Origin of the sequence: Bifidobacterium sp. MSTE12 (assembly GCF_000513015.1) — a bacterium.
Lineage (GTDB): Bacteria > Actinomycetota > Actinomycetes > Actinomycetales > Bifidobacteriaceae > Bifidobacterium > Bifidobacterium dentium.
The window spans coordinates 274694-290285 of record NZ_AZYA01000007.1; the positions used below are offsets into that span (position 1 = coordinate 274694).

Annotated in this window: 14 protein-coding genes and 1 tRNA gene; 13 read left to right on the forward strand and 2 right to left on the reverse strand. The window is 59.4% G+C overall.

Annotated features, from left to right (window positions below):
• Window positions 1-97: 97 nt before the first annotated feature.
• From HMPREF1494_RS02025 to guaB, 13 genes are all read left to right on the forward strand, one after another.
• Window positions 98-1324: an ROK family protein gene (locus HMPREF1494_RS02025; protein WP_034519012.1), complete on the forward strand. Its 1227-nt coding sequence runs from the start codon at window positions 98-100 to the stop codon at window positions 1322-1324.
• A gap of 51 nt (window positions 1325-1375) precedes the next feature.
• Window positions 1376-1452 (forward strand) — tRNA-Ile (locus HMPREF1494_RS02030).
• Between the two features lie 165 nt (window positions 1453-1617).
• Window positions 1618-1830 carry a 50S ribosomal protein L31 gene (rpmE, locus tag HMPREF1494_RS02035; protein WP_003837091.1) on the forward strand — a complete coding sequence of 71 codons (213 nt, stop codon included), beginning with the start codon at window positions 1618-1620 and terminating at the stop codon, window positions 1828-1830.
• Window positions 1831-1988: 158 nt separating this feature from the next.
• Entirely contained in the window at window positions 1989-3077 is a 1089-nt protein-coding gene (gene prfA, locus HMPREF1494_RS02040) for a peptide chain release factor 1 (protein ID WP_034519020.1), read from the forward strand.
• Between the two features lie 95 nt (window positions 3078-3172).
• On the forward strand, window positions 3173-4039 hold the full coding sequence (prmC, locus tag HMPREF1494_RS02045; RefSeq protein WP_192917632.1) for a peptide chain release factor N(5)-glutamine methyltransferase: 867 nt from the start codon (window positions 3173-3175) through the stop codon (window positions 4037-4039).
• Window positions 4040-4102: 63 nt separating this feature from the next.
• Entirely contained in the window at window positions 4103-5299 is a 1197-nt protein-coding gene (locus HMPREF1494_RS02050; protein WP_003837087.1) for an ABC transporter substrate-binding protein, read from the forward strand.
• A gap of 30 nt (window positions 5300-5329) precedes the next feature.
• Window positions 5330-6256 carry a branched-chain amino acid ABC transporter permease gene (locus HMPREF1494_RS02055; protein WP_003844912.1) on the forward strand — a complete coding sequence of 309 codons (927 nt, stop codon included), beginning with the start codon at window positions 5330-5332 and terminating at the stop codon, window positions 6254-6256.
• 2 nt (window positions 6257-6258) lie between these two features.
• On the forward strand, window positions 6259-7350 hold the full coding sequence (locus HMPREF1494_RS02060; RefSeq protein WP_003844886.1) for a branched-chain amino acid ABC transporter permease: 1092 nt from the start codon (window positions 6259-6261) through the stop codon (window positions 7348-7350).
• Window positions 7347-8147 (forward strand): ABC transporter ATP-binding protein, encoded by an 801-nt coding sequence (locus HMPREF1494_RS02065; protein ID WP_003837083.1) that lies wholly within the window; start codon window positions 7347-7349, stop codon window positions 8145-8147. Before HMPREF1494_RS02060 ends, HMPREF1494_RS02065 begins: the two co-directional genes overlap by 4 nt.
• Window positions 8147-8851 carry an ABC transporter ATP-binding protein gene (locus HMPREF1494_RS02070; protein ID WP_003837080.1) on the forward strand — a complete coding sequence of 235 codons (705 nt, stop codon included), beginning with the start codon at window positions 8147-8149 and terminating at the stop codon, window positions 8849-8851. The genes HMPREF1494_RS02065 and HMPREF1494_RS02070 overlap by 1 nt, the downstream gene beginning before the upstream one ends.
• A 48-nt stretch (window positions 8852-8899) precedes the next feature.
• The gene (locus HMPREF1494_RS02075; RefSeq protein WP_034519022.1) at window positions 8900-9562 is read left to right on the forward strand and encodes an L-threonylcarbamoyladenylate synthase; all 663 of its coding nucleotides are present in this window, start codon (window positions 8900-8902) and stop codon (window positions 9560-9562) included.
• A complete protein-coding gene (locus tag HMPREF1494_RS02080; protein ID WP_034519034.1) occupies window positions 9559-10698 on the forward strand; it encodes an MraY family glycosyltransferase in 1140 nt (379 codons plus the stop codon). The genes HMPREF1494_RS02075 and HMPREF1494_RS02080 overlap by 4 nt, the downstream gene beginning before the upstream one ends.
• A 139-nt stretch (window positions 10699-10837) precedes the next feature.
• Window positions 10838-12382, forward strand: coding sequence for an IMP dehydrogenase (gene guaB / locus HMPREF1494_RS02085; protein WP_003837053.1), 1545 nt, complete (start codon window positions 10838-10840; stop codon window positions 12380-12382).
• 625 nt (window positions 12383-13007) lie between these two features.
• Here the strand turns inward: guaB and HMPREF1494_RS02090 are convergent.
• Both HMPREF1494_RS02090 and HMPREF1494_RS02095 read right to left on the reverse strand, forming a co-directional pair.
• A complete protein-coding gene (locus HMPREF1494_RS02090; protein WP_034519038.1) occupies window positions 13008-13991 on the reverse strand; it encodes a CTP synthase in 984 nt (327 codons plus the stop codon).
• A gap of 560 nt (window positions 13992-14551) precedes the next feature.
• Window positions 14552-15586 (reverse strand): LacI family DNA-binding transcriptional regulator, encoded by a 1035-nt coding sequence (locus HMPREF1494_RS02095; protein ID WP_034519043.1) that lies wholly within the window; start codon window positions 15584-15586, stop codon window positions 14552-14554.
• Window positions 15587-15592: the final 6 nt, after the last annotated feature.

A 15592-nucleotide genomic window follows, 5' to 3' on the forward strand; every position in this document is an offset into this window, starting at 1 on the left:
ATGAATGAACTATAATGTCCAGTGTACCATCATAAATTGGTTTGACTAACTGATTTGGTGTACTTTCCTTGCAAAGTCGCGTCGGGAAGGAGTGTCGATGACCTCGCTGAGAAGAATCAACCAAGATGATCTGCGCAATCACAATCTTTCCGTGGTGCTCGACTCGCTATTGCGGGCCACGGATCAGCTCAGTCGTGCCGACCTCGCCAAGGAGACGGGGCTGACCAAAGCCACCATGTCGGTGCTGGTGTCGTTGCTGATGGACAACGGCGTACTGGAAGAGGGCGTGCCCACCGGACAATCGCTATATGGCCGCCCCAGCATCCCGTTGCTGATCCGAGGCGGTCGGCTGTGCGGCATCGGCCTGCAGGTCAATACCGACGGCTACGGCATCGCCGTGCTCGACATCAACGGCACCACCGTGGACGAGCAGTGGGTGGATGCCGATATGACGAACGCCAATGCCGACGAGGTGTTCCGCAATCTTGATGAACTCGCAAAATCACAGGAGGCGTCACTTGACCGTATGGGGTATACGCTGGTCGGCTCGGGGCTCGCATTGCCGGGCCTGGTCACCGATGACCCTCGTCTGCTGGGAGCGCGCAACCTTGGTTGGGAGCATCTTGACCTGAAGACCTTCGACGTGGTGCGCCGGCTCAATCCGAAAGTCGACAACGAGGCGAATGCGGCCGCATTGGCGCAGATTCCCGGTTATGCCACGCAACGCAGGGGAATCGGACTGGTCGAACCGACCGACTCCTTCATCTACCTGTCCACCGATGTTGGCATCGGCGGCGCCGTGGTGCGTGACGGCCATGTGGTGCGGGGCGATCATGGGTTCGGCGGCGAACTCGGCCATGTGTCGGTGGATATGCGCGGACCGATCTGCCGTTGCGGTCGCCGCGGATGCCTGGAGGTGTACGCAGGCCGTCGGTCGATGGTCAGTGCGGCCGGCATCGCCAGCAGCGATGCCGCGGCCACGCGCGAATCGATCAACGAGCTGATCGACCATTGGCGCCAGCGCGACTCCAAAGCCGTGGCCGTGGTCGAGAAGGCCCTGGAGGCCATGGCCTCGGTGATTGCGTCGATCATCAACGTATGCGATATCGATACCGTGATGCTCGGTGGTCTATGGGCGCATTTCGAACCCGACCTGATCCGTCGGATCGGACGCATGGTGCGACCGCAGGCGCTGTCGTACCCTGAGGTGCAGGCCCGGGTGATGATGGCCGATGTCGTGGCGCGGCCGGCCCTGATCGGGGCCGCCGAAGTGGGTCTGCGCAACTTTGTGGACAATCCCCTGGAGTTTCTCGAACGGGAGTAGTCCACCCGTTTGCTAGACTGGGCAAGTTGGCATGTTCGCATGTTGCAACGTGGGGCGTTAGCTCAGTCGGTTAGAGCATCGGACTCATAATCCGCCGGTCCACGGTTCAAGCCCGTGACGCCCCACCATTCCCTCCGGGCATTGGCAGGCACGGTTTTACCGCCGGCCAAGAAGCGCTCAGCGAACAGATGAGACAAAGTCCGGCCTTCTGCTATAATCCCAAAGGTTATCCGGTTCACGCTCTGCCATAGGGGCATTGCGACCCGGGTCCCCCGAATCTCTAGGAGACAATTATGCAGCAGGGTATTCATCCTGATTATCACGCAGTGCAGGTTACCTGCTCTTGCGGCAACACCTTCGTGACCCGTTCCACCGCCAAGAGCGATCATATGACCGTCGACGTGTGCTCGAGCTGCCACCCGTTCTATACCGGCAAGCAGAAGATCCTCGACACCGGTGGTCGCGTGGCCCGCTTCGAGAAGCGCTACGGCAAGAAGGCCAAGTGATTCTTATTGCCTAGGCAATGAAAACGCCAGCCCGTTATGGACTGGCGTTTTTTCGTTTCCGGGGCACCTTATATGATGAACAGGTTGAGTAGGTTTCGGCGACGCTGAAAAACCGTGAACAAGTCGCTGAAAATCATGAAGTAAAGAAAAGGCGTACATTGGCAGACGAACAGTTCCCCGCAGCGGTCACCGCGCTTGAGGAATACCGCAATATCGAACAGCAGATGGCCGAGCCGGAAGTCGCATCGGATCCCGACAAGATGCGCAAGCTGGGTCGTCGCCATGCCGAGCTTGGCGCAATCGTCTCCGCCTACACCGCCTATAAGCAGACGAAGGATGATCTGGAAGCCGCCAAGGAAATGGCTTCCGAAGACCCGGACTTCGCCGAAGAGGCCAAGCGACTGGAAAGCGAATTGCCGGAGATCGAGGAGAAATTGCGCACCGCGTTGATTCCGCGCGATCCGGACGATGCCCGCGACACGATCATGGAAATCAAGGCCGGCACCGGCGGCGAGGAGGCCGCATTGTTCGCCGGCGACCTGCTGCGCATGTATATGAGGTATGCGGAAAAGCGTGGCTGGGCAGTGACCCTGCAAAGCGAGAACACCACCGAATTAGGCGGCGTCAAGGACGTTCAGCTGGCCATCCGCGCCAAGGGAACGCCTGCGCCGGAAGACGGCGTGTGGGCATCGCTCAAGTATGAGGGCGGCGTGCACCGTGTGCAGCGTATCCCCGTGACCGAATCGCAGGGCCGCATCCAGACTTCCGCGGCCGGCGTAATCGTGTTCCCGGAAGCTGATGAGGATGACGATGAGATCGATATCGATCCGAAGGATCTCAAGATCGATATCTTCATGAGCTCCGGTCCGGGCGGACAGTCCGTGAACACCACCTATTCCGCGGTGCGTATGACGCACATTCCGACCGGCATCGTGGTGAGCATGCAGGATGAGAAAAGCCAGATCCAGAATCGTGCGTCCGCATTGCGCGTGCTCAAGAGCCGTCTGCTTGCCATGAAGCATGAGGAGGAAGCGGCCCAGGCCGCCGACATGCGTCATTCGCAGGTGCGTTCGCTGGACCGTTCCGAGCGTATTCGTACGTACAATTTCCCGGAGAATCGCATTGTCGATCACCGCACCAATTACAAGGCCTACAATCTTGACGCCGTGCTTGACGGCGATTTGCAGGCCGTAATCGACAGTGACATTCAGGCGGATGAGGCCGACCGTCTTGCCAATCAGAAGTAAGGGTTCGAGTGACTGACGTGGCGAAGCCCCTCCCCGCATCGGCGCGGTCGACCGGAGACGAGACCGTGGCGACCATCGTCCGCGGTGCCGCGGCCATGCTGCGCGCCGCAGGCGTGGATACACCCGAACATGATGCGAAACTGCTGTGCGCGGAGGCGTTCGGCGTTGATCTGCAGAGCGTGAACAAAACCATGCTGCTGGGCGATGGGCTTCTCGGACTGGCCGAGGATCCCGTGAAACCGCTCGAAGCATTCCACGCGATGATCGACCGTCGTGCCCGGCGCGAACCGCTGCAGCACATCACCGGCCATGCGCCGTTCCGCTATCTCGACTTGAAGGTCGGTCCCGGTGTGTTCATCCCACGGCCGGAAACCGAGCTGATCGTGCAGGAAGGCATCGATTGGATCACCCGCAACGGCGGATACCATGCCCGTGTGGTCGACCTGTGCGCCGGAAGCGGCGCCATCGGTCTGGCCGTCGTCACGGAAGTGCCGGGCAGCGAGGTGTGGGCCGTGGAGAAAAGCGAGCGAACCGCCGAATGGACCCGGCGTAACCTCAATGAGACGGCCCAAGCGCATCCCAGCATCATCGGCAATTATCATCTGGAAATCGGCGATGCCACGCAGATGCCGACACTGCATCAACTGGACGGCACCATCGACATCGTGCTCACGAATCCTCCATATGTGCCGCTCAGCGAAATACCCGAACAGCCGGAAGTGCGCGACTATGATCCCGACATGGCGTTGTACGGCGGTTCCGCCGATGGCACGCTGATTCCCGAACGCATCATCCTACGCGCAGGCAAACTGCTGCGACCAGGCGGTCTGCTGGTCATGGAACACGACATTTCACAGGGCGAGCGTCTGGCCGCCTATGCGAACGCGCACGGCTTCGCCAACACCCGGGTACGCAACGACTACACCGGCAGACCCCGATATCTTATTTCGGGAAAATCGTGACAATTCCGCAGAACCGTACTATAACGGACTGCGCTTGGTAGACGAGAAGGGAACGAACGGCACATGAGATTCAAATATGCCGAAAGGCTGGCCGTGCTATGTCTCGCAGCGGCGACGACGCTGTCCGTATCCGCCTGTTCCGGCGGCAACATGTATGCGTCAAGCAACGACAGCAGCAGCATCGCGGACAACGATGTGATCACCATCGGATCGGTCACCACCAATTCCGGTGCAGCCGCCGCCTATGGCGAATCCGAAGTCAGCGGCTTCAAGCTTGCAATCAAGGAAATCAACGAGAACGGCGGCATTTTCGGCAAGCAGGTCAAGCTTGAATCCATGGACGACAAGGGCGACGTCATCGAAGCGTCCAATGCGTTCAACCGTCTGGCAGGCGAGAAGAACGTCATTGCGGTGCTGGGACCGACCATCTCGTCGACCTCCGGAGCCGTGGCGCCGCTGGCCGACCAGAATCAGATGCCATCCATCGCACCTGCCGCCACCGCCGACTCCGTGGAAACCGGCGGATACCTGTTCCGTACATGCTTCAAAGACTCCTATCAGGGCGAGATCGCGGCCAAGTACGCCGCCGAGACCCTGAAAGTCAAGAAGGTGGCCGTACTCTACGGCACCGGCGATCCCTATTCCTCCGGTGTGGGCAAAGCATTCGTGGCAGCCGCAAAGCAAGCCGGGCTTCAGGTCGTGGCCGAAGAGAACTCTTCCAGCACCGACGATACCGAATACTCGTCACAGCTGCAGAAAATCGAGGCGTCCGGAGCCGAATTCCTGTACGCGCCGTACTATTACTCCGCCGTTGGTCCGTATATCGTGCCGCAGGCGCGCTCCGTCGGCTACGACGGCTACATCATGGGACCCGATGGCTATGACGGCTTGAAGACCACCGGCAACAAGGCTCGTTACGATAAGGTGCTCTACACCACACACTATTCACCGGACGACAAGTCCAACAAGAAGGTGCAGCGGTTCATCACATCGTACAAGGCCGCCAACAACGGCGAGTCGCCGAACACCTTCACCGCGCTCGGATACGATTCCGTCTACATGTTCAAGCAGGCCATCGAGCAGGCAGGCGAACACGCCACCCGCACCGACATCCGCAACGCCATCGCCGGCATGAACTTCTCCGGCGTCACCGGCGCATTCACGCTTGACAAGCACGGCTCCCCGAAGAAATCGGTCATCGTGCTGGAAATGAAGAACGGCTCACCGACCTACAAAGACACTATTCAGCCGGCCGAATAAGCCGCATAACGCAACAAGAAAGGGGGAATGATGGGCGATCAGATCATCATGTTCATCAGTCAGATCTTCAACGGTCTGAAAATCGGCAGCGTGTATTCGCTGGTGGCATTAGGCTACACCATGGTCTACGGCATCATCCGACTGATCAACTTCGCGCACGGCGACTTCATCATGGTCGGCTCCTACGTGCTCATGCTTACCATTCCGTTCATCCTCGCCTGCGGTCTTCCCGCATGGCTTGCCGTCGTTCCTGCGATTCTCGTATGCGTGGCCGTCGGCGTGATCGTCGAAAAGGCCGCCTACAAGCCGGTGCGCGAAAAGGGCAACAACATGACCGCCCTGATTACCGCCATCGCCATGAGCCTATTGCTGGAAAACGGCTCCCAGGCGATTTTCGGCGCCGACTATCAGACCGTGCCCACCGTCATCCAGATTCCGACCTTGGCGCTCGGTGGGCTCAAGATCGACGGTGCCACCATCCTGACGGTGCTGTTGGGCCTGGTCATCATGGTCGCGCTGCAGCTGTTCGTGACATACACCAAGCAAGGCAAAGCCATGCGCGCGGTCTCCGAAGACAAGGAAGCCTCGATTCTGATGGGCATCAACGTGAACTCCACCATCACCCTCACCTTCGCCATCGGCTCCGGTCTGGCCGCGGTGGCCTCGCTGATGTACTGCGTTTCGTATCCGCAGGTTTCCCCGATGATGGGCGCCATGCTGGGCCTGAAAGCCTTCGTCGCCGCGGTGCTCGGCGGCATCGGTTCCATTCCGGGCGCCATGGTGGGCGGTCTGGTGATCGGCGTGGTCGAAAGCCTCACCAAGGCGTATATCGGCACCATCACCGCTGGCGTGATCACATCGGCGTTCTCCGATGCCATCGTGTTCGGCATCCTGATCATCGTGCTGCTGGTCAAGCCGTCCGGTCTGATGGGTGAGCCGGAAAGCGAGAAGGTGTGATCATGAAGAAATCGATGCTTTCCATCAAGCAGTCGTATCTGGTATGCGCCATCGGCGTGGCGGTGCTGTTCGGCCTGCTCATGGCCGTGTGCGAAACCGGCGTGGCCTCGCTGTATGTCAAGGGCATCATCATGACCTGCTGCATTGCGGTGATCATGACCACGTCGCTGAACCTCACCATCGGCGTGCTCGGCCAGCTTACGCTCGGCTGTTGCGGATTCGAGGCGATCGGCGCCTATTCGGCGGCTTTGCTCAGCAAGTTACTCGTCGCCAACGGCGTGCAGATGGATGCGACGCTACGATTCCTGCTCGTCACCTTCGCGGGCGGTGTGGTTGCCTGCATCTTCGGCATCCTGGTCGGCATTCCGGCATTGCGACTGCACGGCGATTATCTTGCGATTATCACGCTCGGCTTCGGTGAGATCATCCGTGTGATCATCCAGAATCTGAAAGTGGCCGGAGGCAAGGGCCTGTCGGAAGGCCAGCAGGGACAGGCACTGATCGGCATCGACCGTCTTGCCAATCTGTATGTGGTCTTCTGGATCACCGTCGTGACCGTGGTGCTGCTGTTCATGTTCGCCCGTTCACGGTACGGCCGTGCGGTCAAGGCGATTCGCGACGATGAGATCGCGGCCGGCGCGTCCGGCATCAACATCACCTACCTGAAGGTTATGGTGTTTGCGATTTCCGCGTTCTTCGCGGGCATCGCGGGAGGTATCTTCGCGCAGTACATCGGCGCGTTGACGCCAAGCATGGCTGGCTGGCTGCAGTCGATCAACTACGTGATCATGGTGGTATTCGGCGGCATGGGATCACTCACCGGCTCCATCGTGGCCGCCGTGGGCCTGACGATTCTGCCTGAACTGCTACGTGCCTTCTCCGAATACCGCATGCTGGTCTATTCGGTGGTGCTCGTGCTCATCATGGTGTTCCGTCCGCAGGGCATCTTCGGCAACTGGGAGTTCTCGTTGCCGAAACTCGTGAACAAGCTGTTCTATCCGTCGCGCATCAAGGCGCACGGCAGGTCCGCCACCGTGGCAAAGACCGCCGGGAAATCCTCCGATGACGCCGATGACAAGGAGGCGAAGGCATGAGCGAACCGATTCTGCGCGCCGAACACCTCGGCATCACCTTCGGAGGCCTCAAAGCCGTCTCCGACTTCAACATGACCATCAACGCGGGCGAACTCGTCGGACTGATCGGCCCGAACGGCGCCGGCAAAACCACCGTGTTCAACCTGCTGACCGGTGTGTATCAGCCGACCGAAGGCGAATTCTTCCTCGACGGCAGGCGTATGAACGGCAAGAAAACGTATCAGGTGGTGCGTGCCGGCATCGCAAGGACCTTCCAGAACATTCGTCTGTTCGACAAGATGACCGTGGAGGAGAACGTGCTTGTCGCGTTCGACCAGTCCTTCACGTATCGGTTGGGCGGTGCGATCTTCCGAACGCCGAAGTTCTGGAAGCAGGAGCGTGACATGCATGCCAAGGCCATCGACCTGCTGCGCATCTTCGGTCTGGAAGGTCTGGCCAACACCGAAGCGGCGAATCTGCCGTACGGTGCGCAACGCAAGCTGGAAATCGCGCGTGCGCTGGCGACCGGCATGAAACTGCTGCTGCTCGACGAGCCTGCGGCCGGCATGAATCCTACGGAAACCGAAGATCTGCTGCACTGCATCAACGTGATCCGGGATCGTTTCGGCATCGCCATCCTGCTCATCGAACATGACATGAGTCTCGTCATGAACGTGTGCCAGCGCATCCAGGTGCTCGACTACGGACGCACCATCGCATCGGGACTGCCCGAGGAAATCGCCAACGATCCGCAGGTGATTTCCGCGTATCTGGGTGCCGATGACACCGACGAAACCGCCGAGGGGAGGGAAGCCTGATGCTGGAAATCAAGAATCTGAGCGTCTCCTACGGGGCGATCGAAGCGGTCAAAGACATCAGCCTTACCGTGAACGACGGTGAGATCGTATCGCTGATCGGCGCGAACGGTGCCGGCAAAACGACCACGTTGCACACCATCACGGGCCTGACTCCGGCGCAATCCGGCTCCGTGATGTTCAATGGCGTTGACCTGCTCAAAACGCACAGCAACAAGATCGTGACCCTTGGCATGGCGCACATTCCTGAAGGCCGCCACGTGTTCACGCGCATGAGTGTGCAGGAGAATCTCGAGATGGGTGCCTTCAGCCTGAAGGACCGCTCCCACATGGCCGCCGACCTGAACATGGTGTTCGACTACTTCCCGCGACTGAAGGAACGCCGTAACCAGCTGGCCGGTACGCTGTCCGGCGGTGAGCAGCAGATGCTGGCCATGGGGCGTGCGTTGATGAGCCACCCGAATACGATTCTGATGGACGAGCCGTCGATGGGTCTGTCGCCGAAGCTGGTCAAGGAGATCTTCGCCATCATCCGCAAGCTTCATGACGAAGGAATCACCGTACTGTTGGTCGAGCAGAACGCGAAAATGGCGCTATCAATCGCCGATCGTGCATATGTGCTCGAAACCGGGCGCATCACCATGGAAGGCGATGCACAGGATCTGCTGCATGACGAGCAGGTACGCAAGGCCTATCTTGGTGCGTAATGTTCTGCCTTACAATAGTGAGGTCGACAAGGCTATGAGGGAGGTGTCATGAGCGAGGTTCGCACAATTACGGACGAATCCCTGGCCCAGGCCGTCGAAATCATACGTGACGGCGGATTGATTGTGATTCCTACGGATACGGTGTATGGCGTCGCCTGCGACCCACGCAACGTCGAGGCCATCAGGAAAATCTACATGGTCAAGCAGCGGCCGAAATACAAGCCGTTGCAGGTGCTGTTGGCTTCGATCGACGGTCTGGACGCGCTTCGGCTCGATCTTCCGGTGCCGTTGAACCGGCTGGCCGCCATGTTCATGCCGGGCGCGTTCTCGCCGATTGCCGAAGCGCGAGACAACTGTTCGCTGGCCACGATTCGCAGGGATCCGGCCACCGGCAAAACCACGCAGGGCGTACGCATTCCGAATTCCGCCGCCACATTGCGCATCCTGCGCGCCGTCGGCCCGCTGGCGGCAACCAGCGCAAACCGTTCCGGCGAGGAAAGCGCGCAGACCGTCGACGAGGCGGTCGAGGCCTTGGGCGATGCCGTCGACCTGTATCTCGATGGAGGGGCGACGCCAGGGCATGTGTCGTCCACGGTGGTCGCGGCCGATCCTCACGGACGCGACGGTATCTCGATCCTTCGAGAGGGAGTGATACGCGAAGCCGTGATCCGTAAGGCGCTGACCCTGAATGGCGGTGCATTGGGCATATGAGAATCTACCTGTTCATCGCGGCCATCGCCGGCGGAGTCACCTATCTGATCACACCGTTGATTCGCCACGTCGCCATCGAAATCGGCGCCGTCGGAGAGGTGCGCGCACGCGACGTACACACCATTCCGACGCCGCGGCTGGGCGGTCTCGGCATGCTCATGGGCTTTACGGTTTCCATGCTCTTCGCGTCGAAGATCCCGTTCATCGAAGTGCTGTTCGCGCAATCGAAGCAGGCGTGGGTGATTCTTGCCGGCGCGGTCATGATCAGCCTGCTCGGCATGGCCGACGACCTGTGGGATCTTGATTGGATGCTCAAACTTGCAGGGCAGCTGCTGATCTCCGTATTCGTGGCATGGGGCGGCCTGCAGATCATCTCGCTGCCATTGGGCTCGTTGGTGACGGCATCGCCGAGTCTCTCCATGGCCATCACCGCGTTCCTCATCGTCGCCTCCATCAATGCCGTGAATTTCGTAGATGGTCTTGACAGCCTCGCCTCCGGCATCGTCGCCATCGGTGGCATCGCATTCGCCATCTACTCGTATATCATCGCCCGGAATTCGCCGTCGTACGCGTCGATGGCGACGTTGATCGACATCGCCATGGTCGGCATGTGCGTCGGATTCATCCTGCATAACTGGCATCCTGCGAAACTGTTCATGGGCGATTCCGGTTCCATGCTGCTCGGCTATCTGATTACATGCGCATCCATCGTCATGACCGGCCGGCTCGATCCGGCCACCATCCATGCCAGCATCTATCTGCCGGTATTCATGCCGATTCTGCTGCCGATTCTGGTATTGTTCCTGCCGATTCTCGACATGTGCCTGGCGATCGTACGGCGTGTGAGCAAAGGGCAATCGCCGATGCATCCTGACCGAATGCATCTGCATCACCGCATGTTGCGCATCGGTCATTCCGTGCAGGGAGCCGTGCTGATTCTGTGGGGCTGGGCTGCGCTGATCGCATTCGGTTCGATTATGACGTTGTTCTTCAAGGCGCAGCATGTGCTGATCGGTTTCCTGATTGCGACCGTATTGCTGACGATCGCCACGATGTATCCCTATCTGAAACATAGGATTCCGGAATTGCGCGAAGAGAACGCCCGGGCCGACGCACAGCATGCCAGGCACGACTGAGCCGCATCCGCGAATCCTACGGAAACGATGCACCCCTATGAACGGCCACGGGGTTATGTGACGTACCGGCCTTACGACTGGTTTCCGTGTAGATTCCGTCGTGTCGCGCTAAGTCAGCACGCGTTCATATAGTGTGTCTATGGCTACAATTCCTGATATGAATGCAGATTCCACGTACGCTCCACTTCCACCGATTTTCGCTCAGCTTGGCCTCGCTTATGATGATGTGCTGTTGCTGCCGAACGAGACGGATGTCATTCCGTCCGAGGTGGACACCACCACTCATCTGACCCGTAACATCACGATGAAGGTTCCGGCCATTTCCGCCGCCATGGATACCGTCACCGAGTCCGACATGGCCATTGCCATGGCTCGTAACGGCGGCATCGGCGTGCTGCACCGCAACCTCTCCATCGACGATCAGGCCGCTCAGGTCGATGTCGTCAAGCGTTCCGAATCCGGTATGATCAACAATCCGCTCACCGTGAGCCCGGATGTGACGCTGGCCGATCTCGACAAGCTCTGCGGCCGTTTCCATATCTCCGGCCTGCCGGTCGTCGATAAGGACAACAAGCTCGTCGGCATCATCACCAACCGCGACATGCGCTTCATCGCTTCCGAGGATTACGATCACCTCAAGGTCTCCGACGTGATGACCCGCGAGCATCTGATCACCGGTCCGTCCAACATCTCCAAGGAAGACGCCCACGACCTGCTGGCCAAGTACAAGGTCGAAAAGCTGCCGCTGGTCGACGCCGAAGGCCATCTGACCGGTCTGATCACCGTGAAGGACTTCGTCAAGACCGAGCAGTACCCGGATGCCACCAAGGACGAGCAGGGCCGTTTGCGCGTTGCCGCCGGCATCGGTTTCCTGGGCGATGCCTACAACCGTGCCTCCGCCTTGATGGAGGCCGGCGTGGACGTGCTCGTGGTCGATACCGCTAACGGTGAGGCCAAGCTCGCCCTCGACATGATTAGCCGTCTCAAGTCCGATTCCGCTTTCAAGGGCGTCGATATCATCGGCGGCAACGTGGCGACGCGTCAGGGCGCACAGGCCATGATCGACGCCGGAGTCGACGCCGTCAAGATTGGCGTGGGTCCGGGCTCCATCTGCACCACCCGCGTGGTCGCCGGTGTCGGCGTTCCGCAGCTCACCGCCGTGTATGAGGCCGCTCAGGCCTGCCGTGCCGCCGGTGTTCCATGCATCGCCGACGGTGGCATCCACTACTCCGGCGACATTGCCAAGGCTCTTGTGGCCGGCGCATCCTCCGTGATGCTCGGCGGCACCCTCGCAGGCTGTGAAGAGGCTCCGGGCGAGAAGGTGCTCCTGCACGGCAAGCAGTACAAGCTGTACCGTGGCATGGGCTCCCTTGGCGCCATGGCTCCGCGCGGCAAGAAGTCCTACTCCAAGGACCGCTACTTCCAGGCCGATGTCACGTCCAACGACAAGGTCGTTCCGGAAGGCGTCGAAGGCGAAGTGCCGTACCGCGGACCTCTCAACGCCGTGCTGTACCAGATGATCGGCGGCCTGCACCAGTCCATGTTCTACATCGGCGCCCACAACATCGCCGAAATGCCGGAACGCGGACGTTTCATCCGCATCACCGACGCTGGTCTGCGCGAATCCCACCCGCACGACATCGTCATGACTGCCGAGGCGCCGAACTACTCCGGTCGTCAGTGAGCCTGACCGGCCGGTGGGCCGGGCGGCAGCTATGAGGTGGTATCGAACCTTTATGGTTTGATACCACCTTTTGTTTGTAGGTACTGAATGACTTGGAACGGGCCGCCATAATGGTCCGCCATGTGATTGAATGGGCTTTTGCCTGTGAGAACCGGTCCGTTACCCAACGGTTGCGCCCCCAACCCCTGCTGTTGCGGGCCGTGTCCTGCAAGAACCATCCCATTGCCCGACAGTCATGCCCCAGACCCCAACTCCGGAAGCCGTATCCTGCGAGAGCCGTTCCGTTGCCCGACGGCTACCTCCCCAACCCCCTGCTGTCATAGGCCATGTCCCGCGAGAGCCGACCCGTTGCCCGACGGTTGCGCCCCCCAACCCCGCCGTTGCGGGCCGTGCCCTGCGAGAACCGGCCCATTACCCAACAGCTACAACCCCGAACATGGTCATCAGGGGCCGCGCCCCGCGAGAACCGGTCCGTTACCCTGCAACCGTGCCCCAAGCACCACATCTGGAGCTGTGGCCGTAGAGAACCGGCTTATTGCCCCAAAAACCAGCCACTGAGAATGATTCCCGCACGAATCCGATGCATTTCGAGTGCAGATGAATCAATCCCCGGTCCGAAGACCGTCTATGACAAACTGGGTTGCATTCGTACGAACGGGCGAGGCACTCCGGCTTGGCAGAGCTTGCTTACCAGGCCAGTTCGATTCACTGCGTCTTCGTAATACAAACGTACTATTTTGGTCACGCCCCAACTGCAGAGCGACTGCTCGCGATCTCGTTGTTCATTGACGATTGTCTGGATGTTTTTCCTGTCGGTCATCATGGGATCGGTGTACTTCGCCATGCCATCATATTCGGCGACGATAATCCGTCCGTCAGGCAGGAACCAGATGAAATCGACCCGATACCATTTACCGCCACCGGATGGATCATGGATTACGTGCTGGATGAGCGGATTTTGGAATCCTTCCTCGATCATCGTTGCACGGGTGAACGATTCGCCTCCGTTGTCGGATAGTGGGTTGCAGTACGCAAGCAGTTTCTTCAAAACATCTGTGTTTCGCCGAATCCTTGGAATGAGGTCCATGATTTTCTCGCTAAGCTCTGAATCCTGTGCCATTGCGGAATCGAAGATGGGCAATACCTTGCGGAAAGGGAACATCAACGAGCAGTCAAGAAGCGTCCGTTCCGGTGTGGTGACGCGTATTCCGTTGATGATTCGTTCGGAAATCCTTGGCATGTAGATGCGCCCAAGAGCATGATTCGTAGGTTTTTGATTGCCGCGCGAGCAGTCCGCGCGGTATATTCCGCTTGCATGTATGCTCCATGGATGTTCATATCCATATACGGCCACTGCGCTCGGACCGGCAAAGATGATTCGTGGATTTTGGATCTGCAGGGCGCGAACCTGATGAATGGTTCTTTGTGCAGGGTCCAATGTGTTCCAGTATTCGTTCTCCATGAAGAGGCCACGGTGCGGCGAGCAAAGTTCCCCGTGCTCCACTCGCTTACGCAGCGCCTTCCCGTCGGCCTGCGTTGCGGGGATGGCGCATCGGCTCTCACGCTTTGCCTCTTGAAGAAGTTGGACACATCGCTTGTTCGTTCTCATGAGAGCGAAGATAAATCATTTGGTTTGTGCGGATGATGTTTTTTCGTCCTGTGGTCGGAGAATGGCCTATTGGCGTGTCGGAAGCTGAAGAACCTTGAAAATCCAACCTTTTCTGATGTGGATAACTTCTCCCATTGTCGCGGCATGGTATTGGTCCATGGGCCAACGTGGGCAGTTATGGGACGTGACTGTTGGGCAATGGGCCGGTTCTCGCAGGTGGCGGCCTGCAACGGCGGGTTCGGGGACGTAGCCGTCGGGCAGCGAGCCGGTTCTCGCAGGACATGGCCCGCAACGGCAGGGTTTGGGGGCGCAACCGTCGAGCAACGGGTCGGCTCTCGCGGGACATGGCCTATGACAGCAGGGGCTGGGGACGTAGCCGTCGGATAATGGGCCGGTTCTCGCGGGGTGATGCCTCTGATGGCCATGTTCGGGGCTGTGGCCGTCGGGCAATGGGGCAGTTCTCGCAGGTTGCACCCCCGGAGGTAGGGTGCCTGTTGGTCAGCGGGACGGTTCTTGCAGGACACGGCCCGCGACGGCAGGATTTGGGGAAGTTGGGGCAATCAATGCACGCGTTCCGTGGTGCTTCGTAGCACAAGGGAAGTGGGTATGACGGAGAACGGCTCCTCCAAGGTTTCGCCTGCCAGCAACGCGAGTGTCTTACGTGCCGCAATGCGTCCGATTTCCGTAGGATTCTGGTGCATGGTGGTCATGTCCACAATCGAGGCGCTTGGATCGTCATCGAATCCGACTACGGATACATCCTGAGGCACACGCCATCCCATGCGGCGCAGTTCCTTGAGAAGGGGAACGGCCGCCGCGTCGACGGATACGCAGATGCCGGTCGGCTGTTTTGGTGCGCTGAGCAGTTGTGCGACGATGCCGGAATAGATGTCCTGTTCGTTTTGCACGTCCATATGGGTCAACGATGGCACGATGATAATGTCATCATCGCCGTAGCCGCATTCCTTGGCGGCGTCCAGAAACCCTTTTTCGCGCACGATGTCCGAGCAGATGAACGGTGAGGCGTTGACAGGTTGCCCGATGTAGGCGAGCGTCTTGTGTCCCAGTGACTTGAGGAAGCGTACGATTGCGCTCATGGCCGCCGCGTCATCGATTGCGACTCCGGCGTCGAGTCCGTGCGTGCTGGGGGCGTTCATGCCGACCACAGGGATGGTCAGTTCGCCGAGTACCCGCTTCTTTGCCTCGTCGAAGTCGAAGGATGCTTCGATGATTGCGTCGACATTGCGATTGCCTGGCAGATTCTGGAAGAAACGATCCAGATCTTCCTGCGTCCACACGATGTAGGGAACGACGTCGTAGTCGGCCTTTGACATCACCTCGTAGATGCCTTCGAAGGCGTGGGAGTTGAACCAGCTGCTGATTTCGCTCGGCAACAGCACCGCGATACGCATGGTTTTGCCGGATGCCAGGGATGATGCGCTTTTCGAGAAGGAGAAGTGGAGACGGTTGGCCTCTTTTTCGACACGTTCTCTGGTTTCGGGGTTGACTCTGTCCAGTCCACGCAGTGCTCGGGATACGGTGGAGACGGATACTCCGGCCGCCTTGGCCACGTCTGCGATGGTGGTGCGAGTCACGTTCGG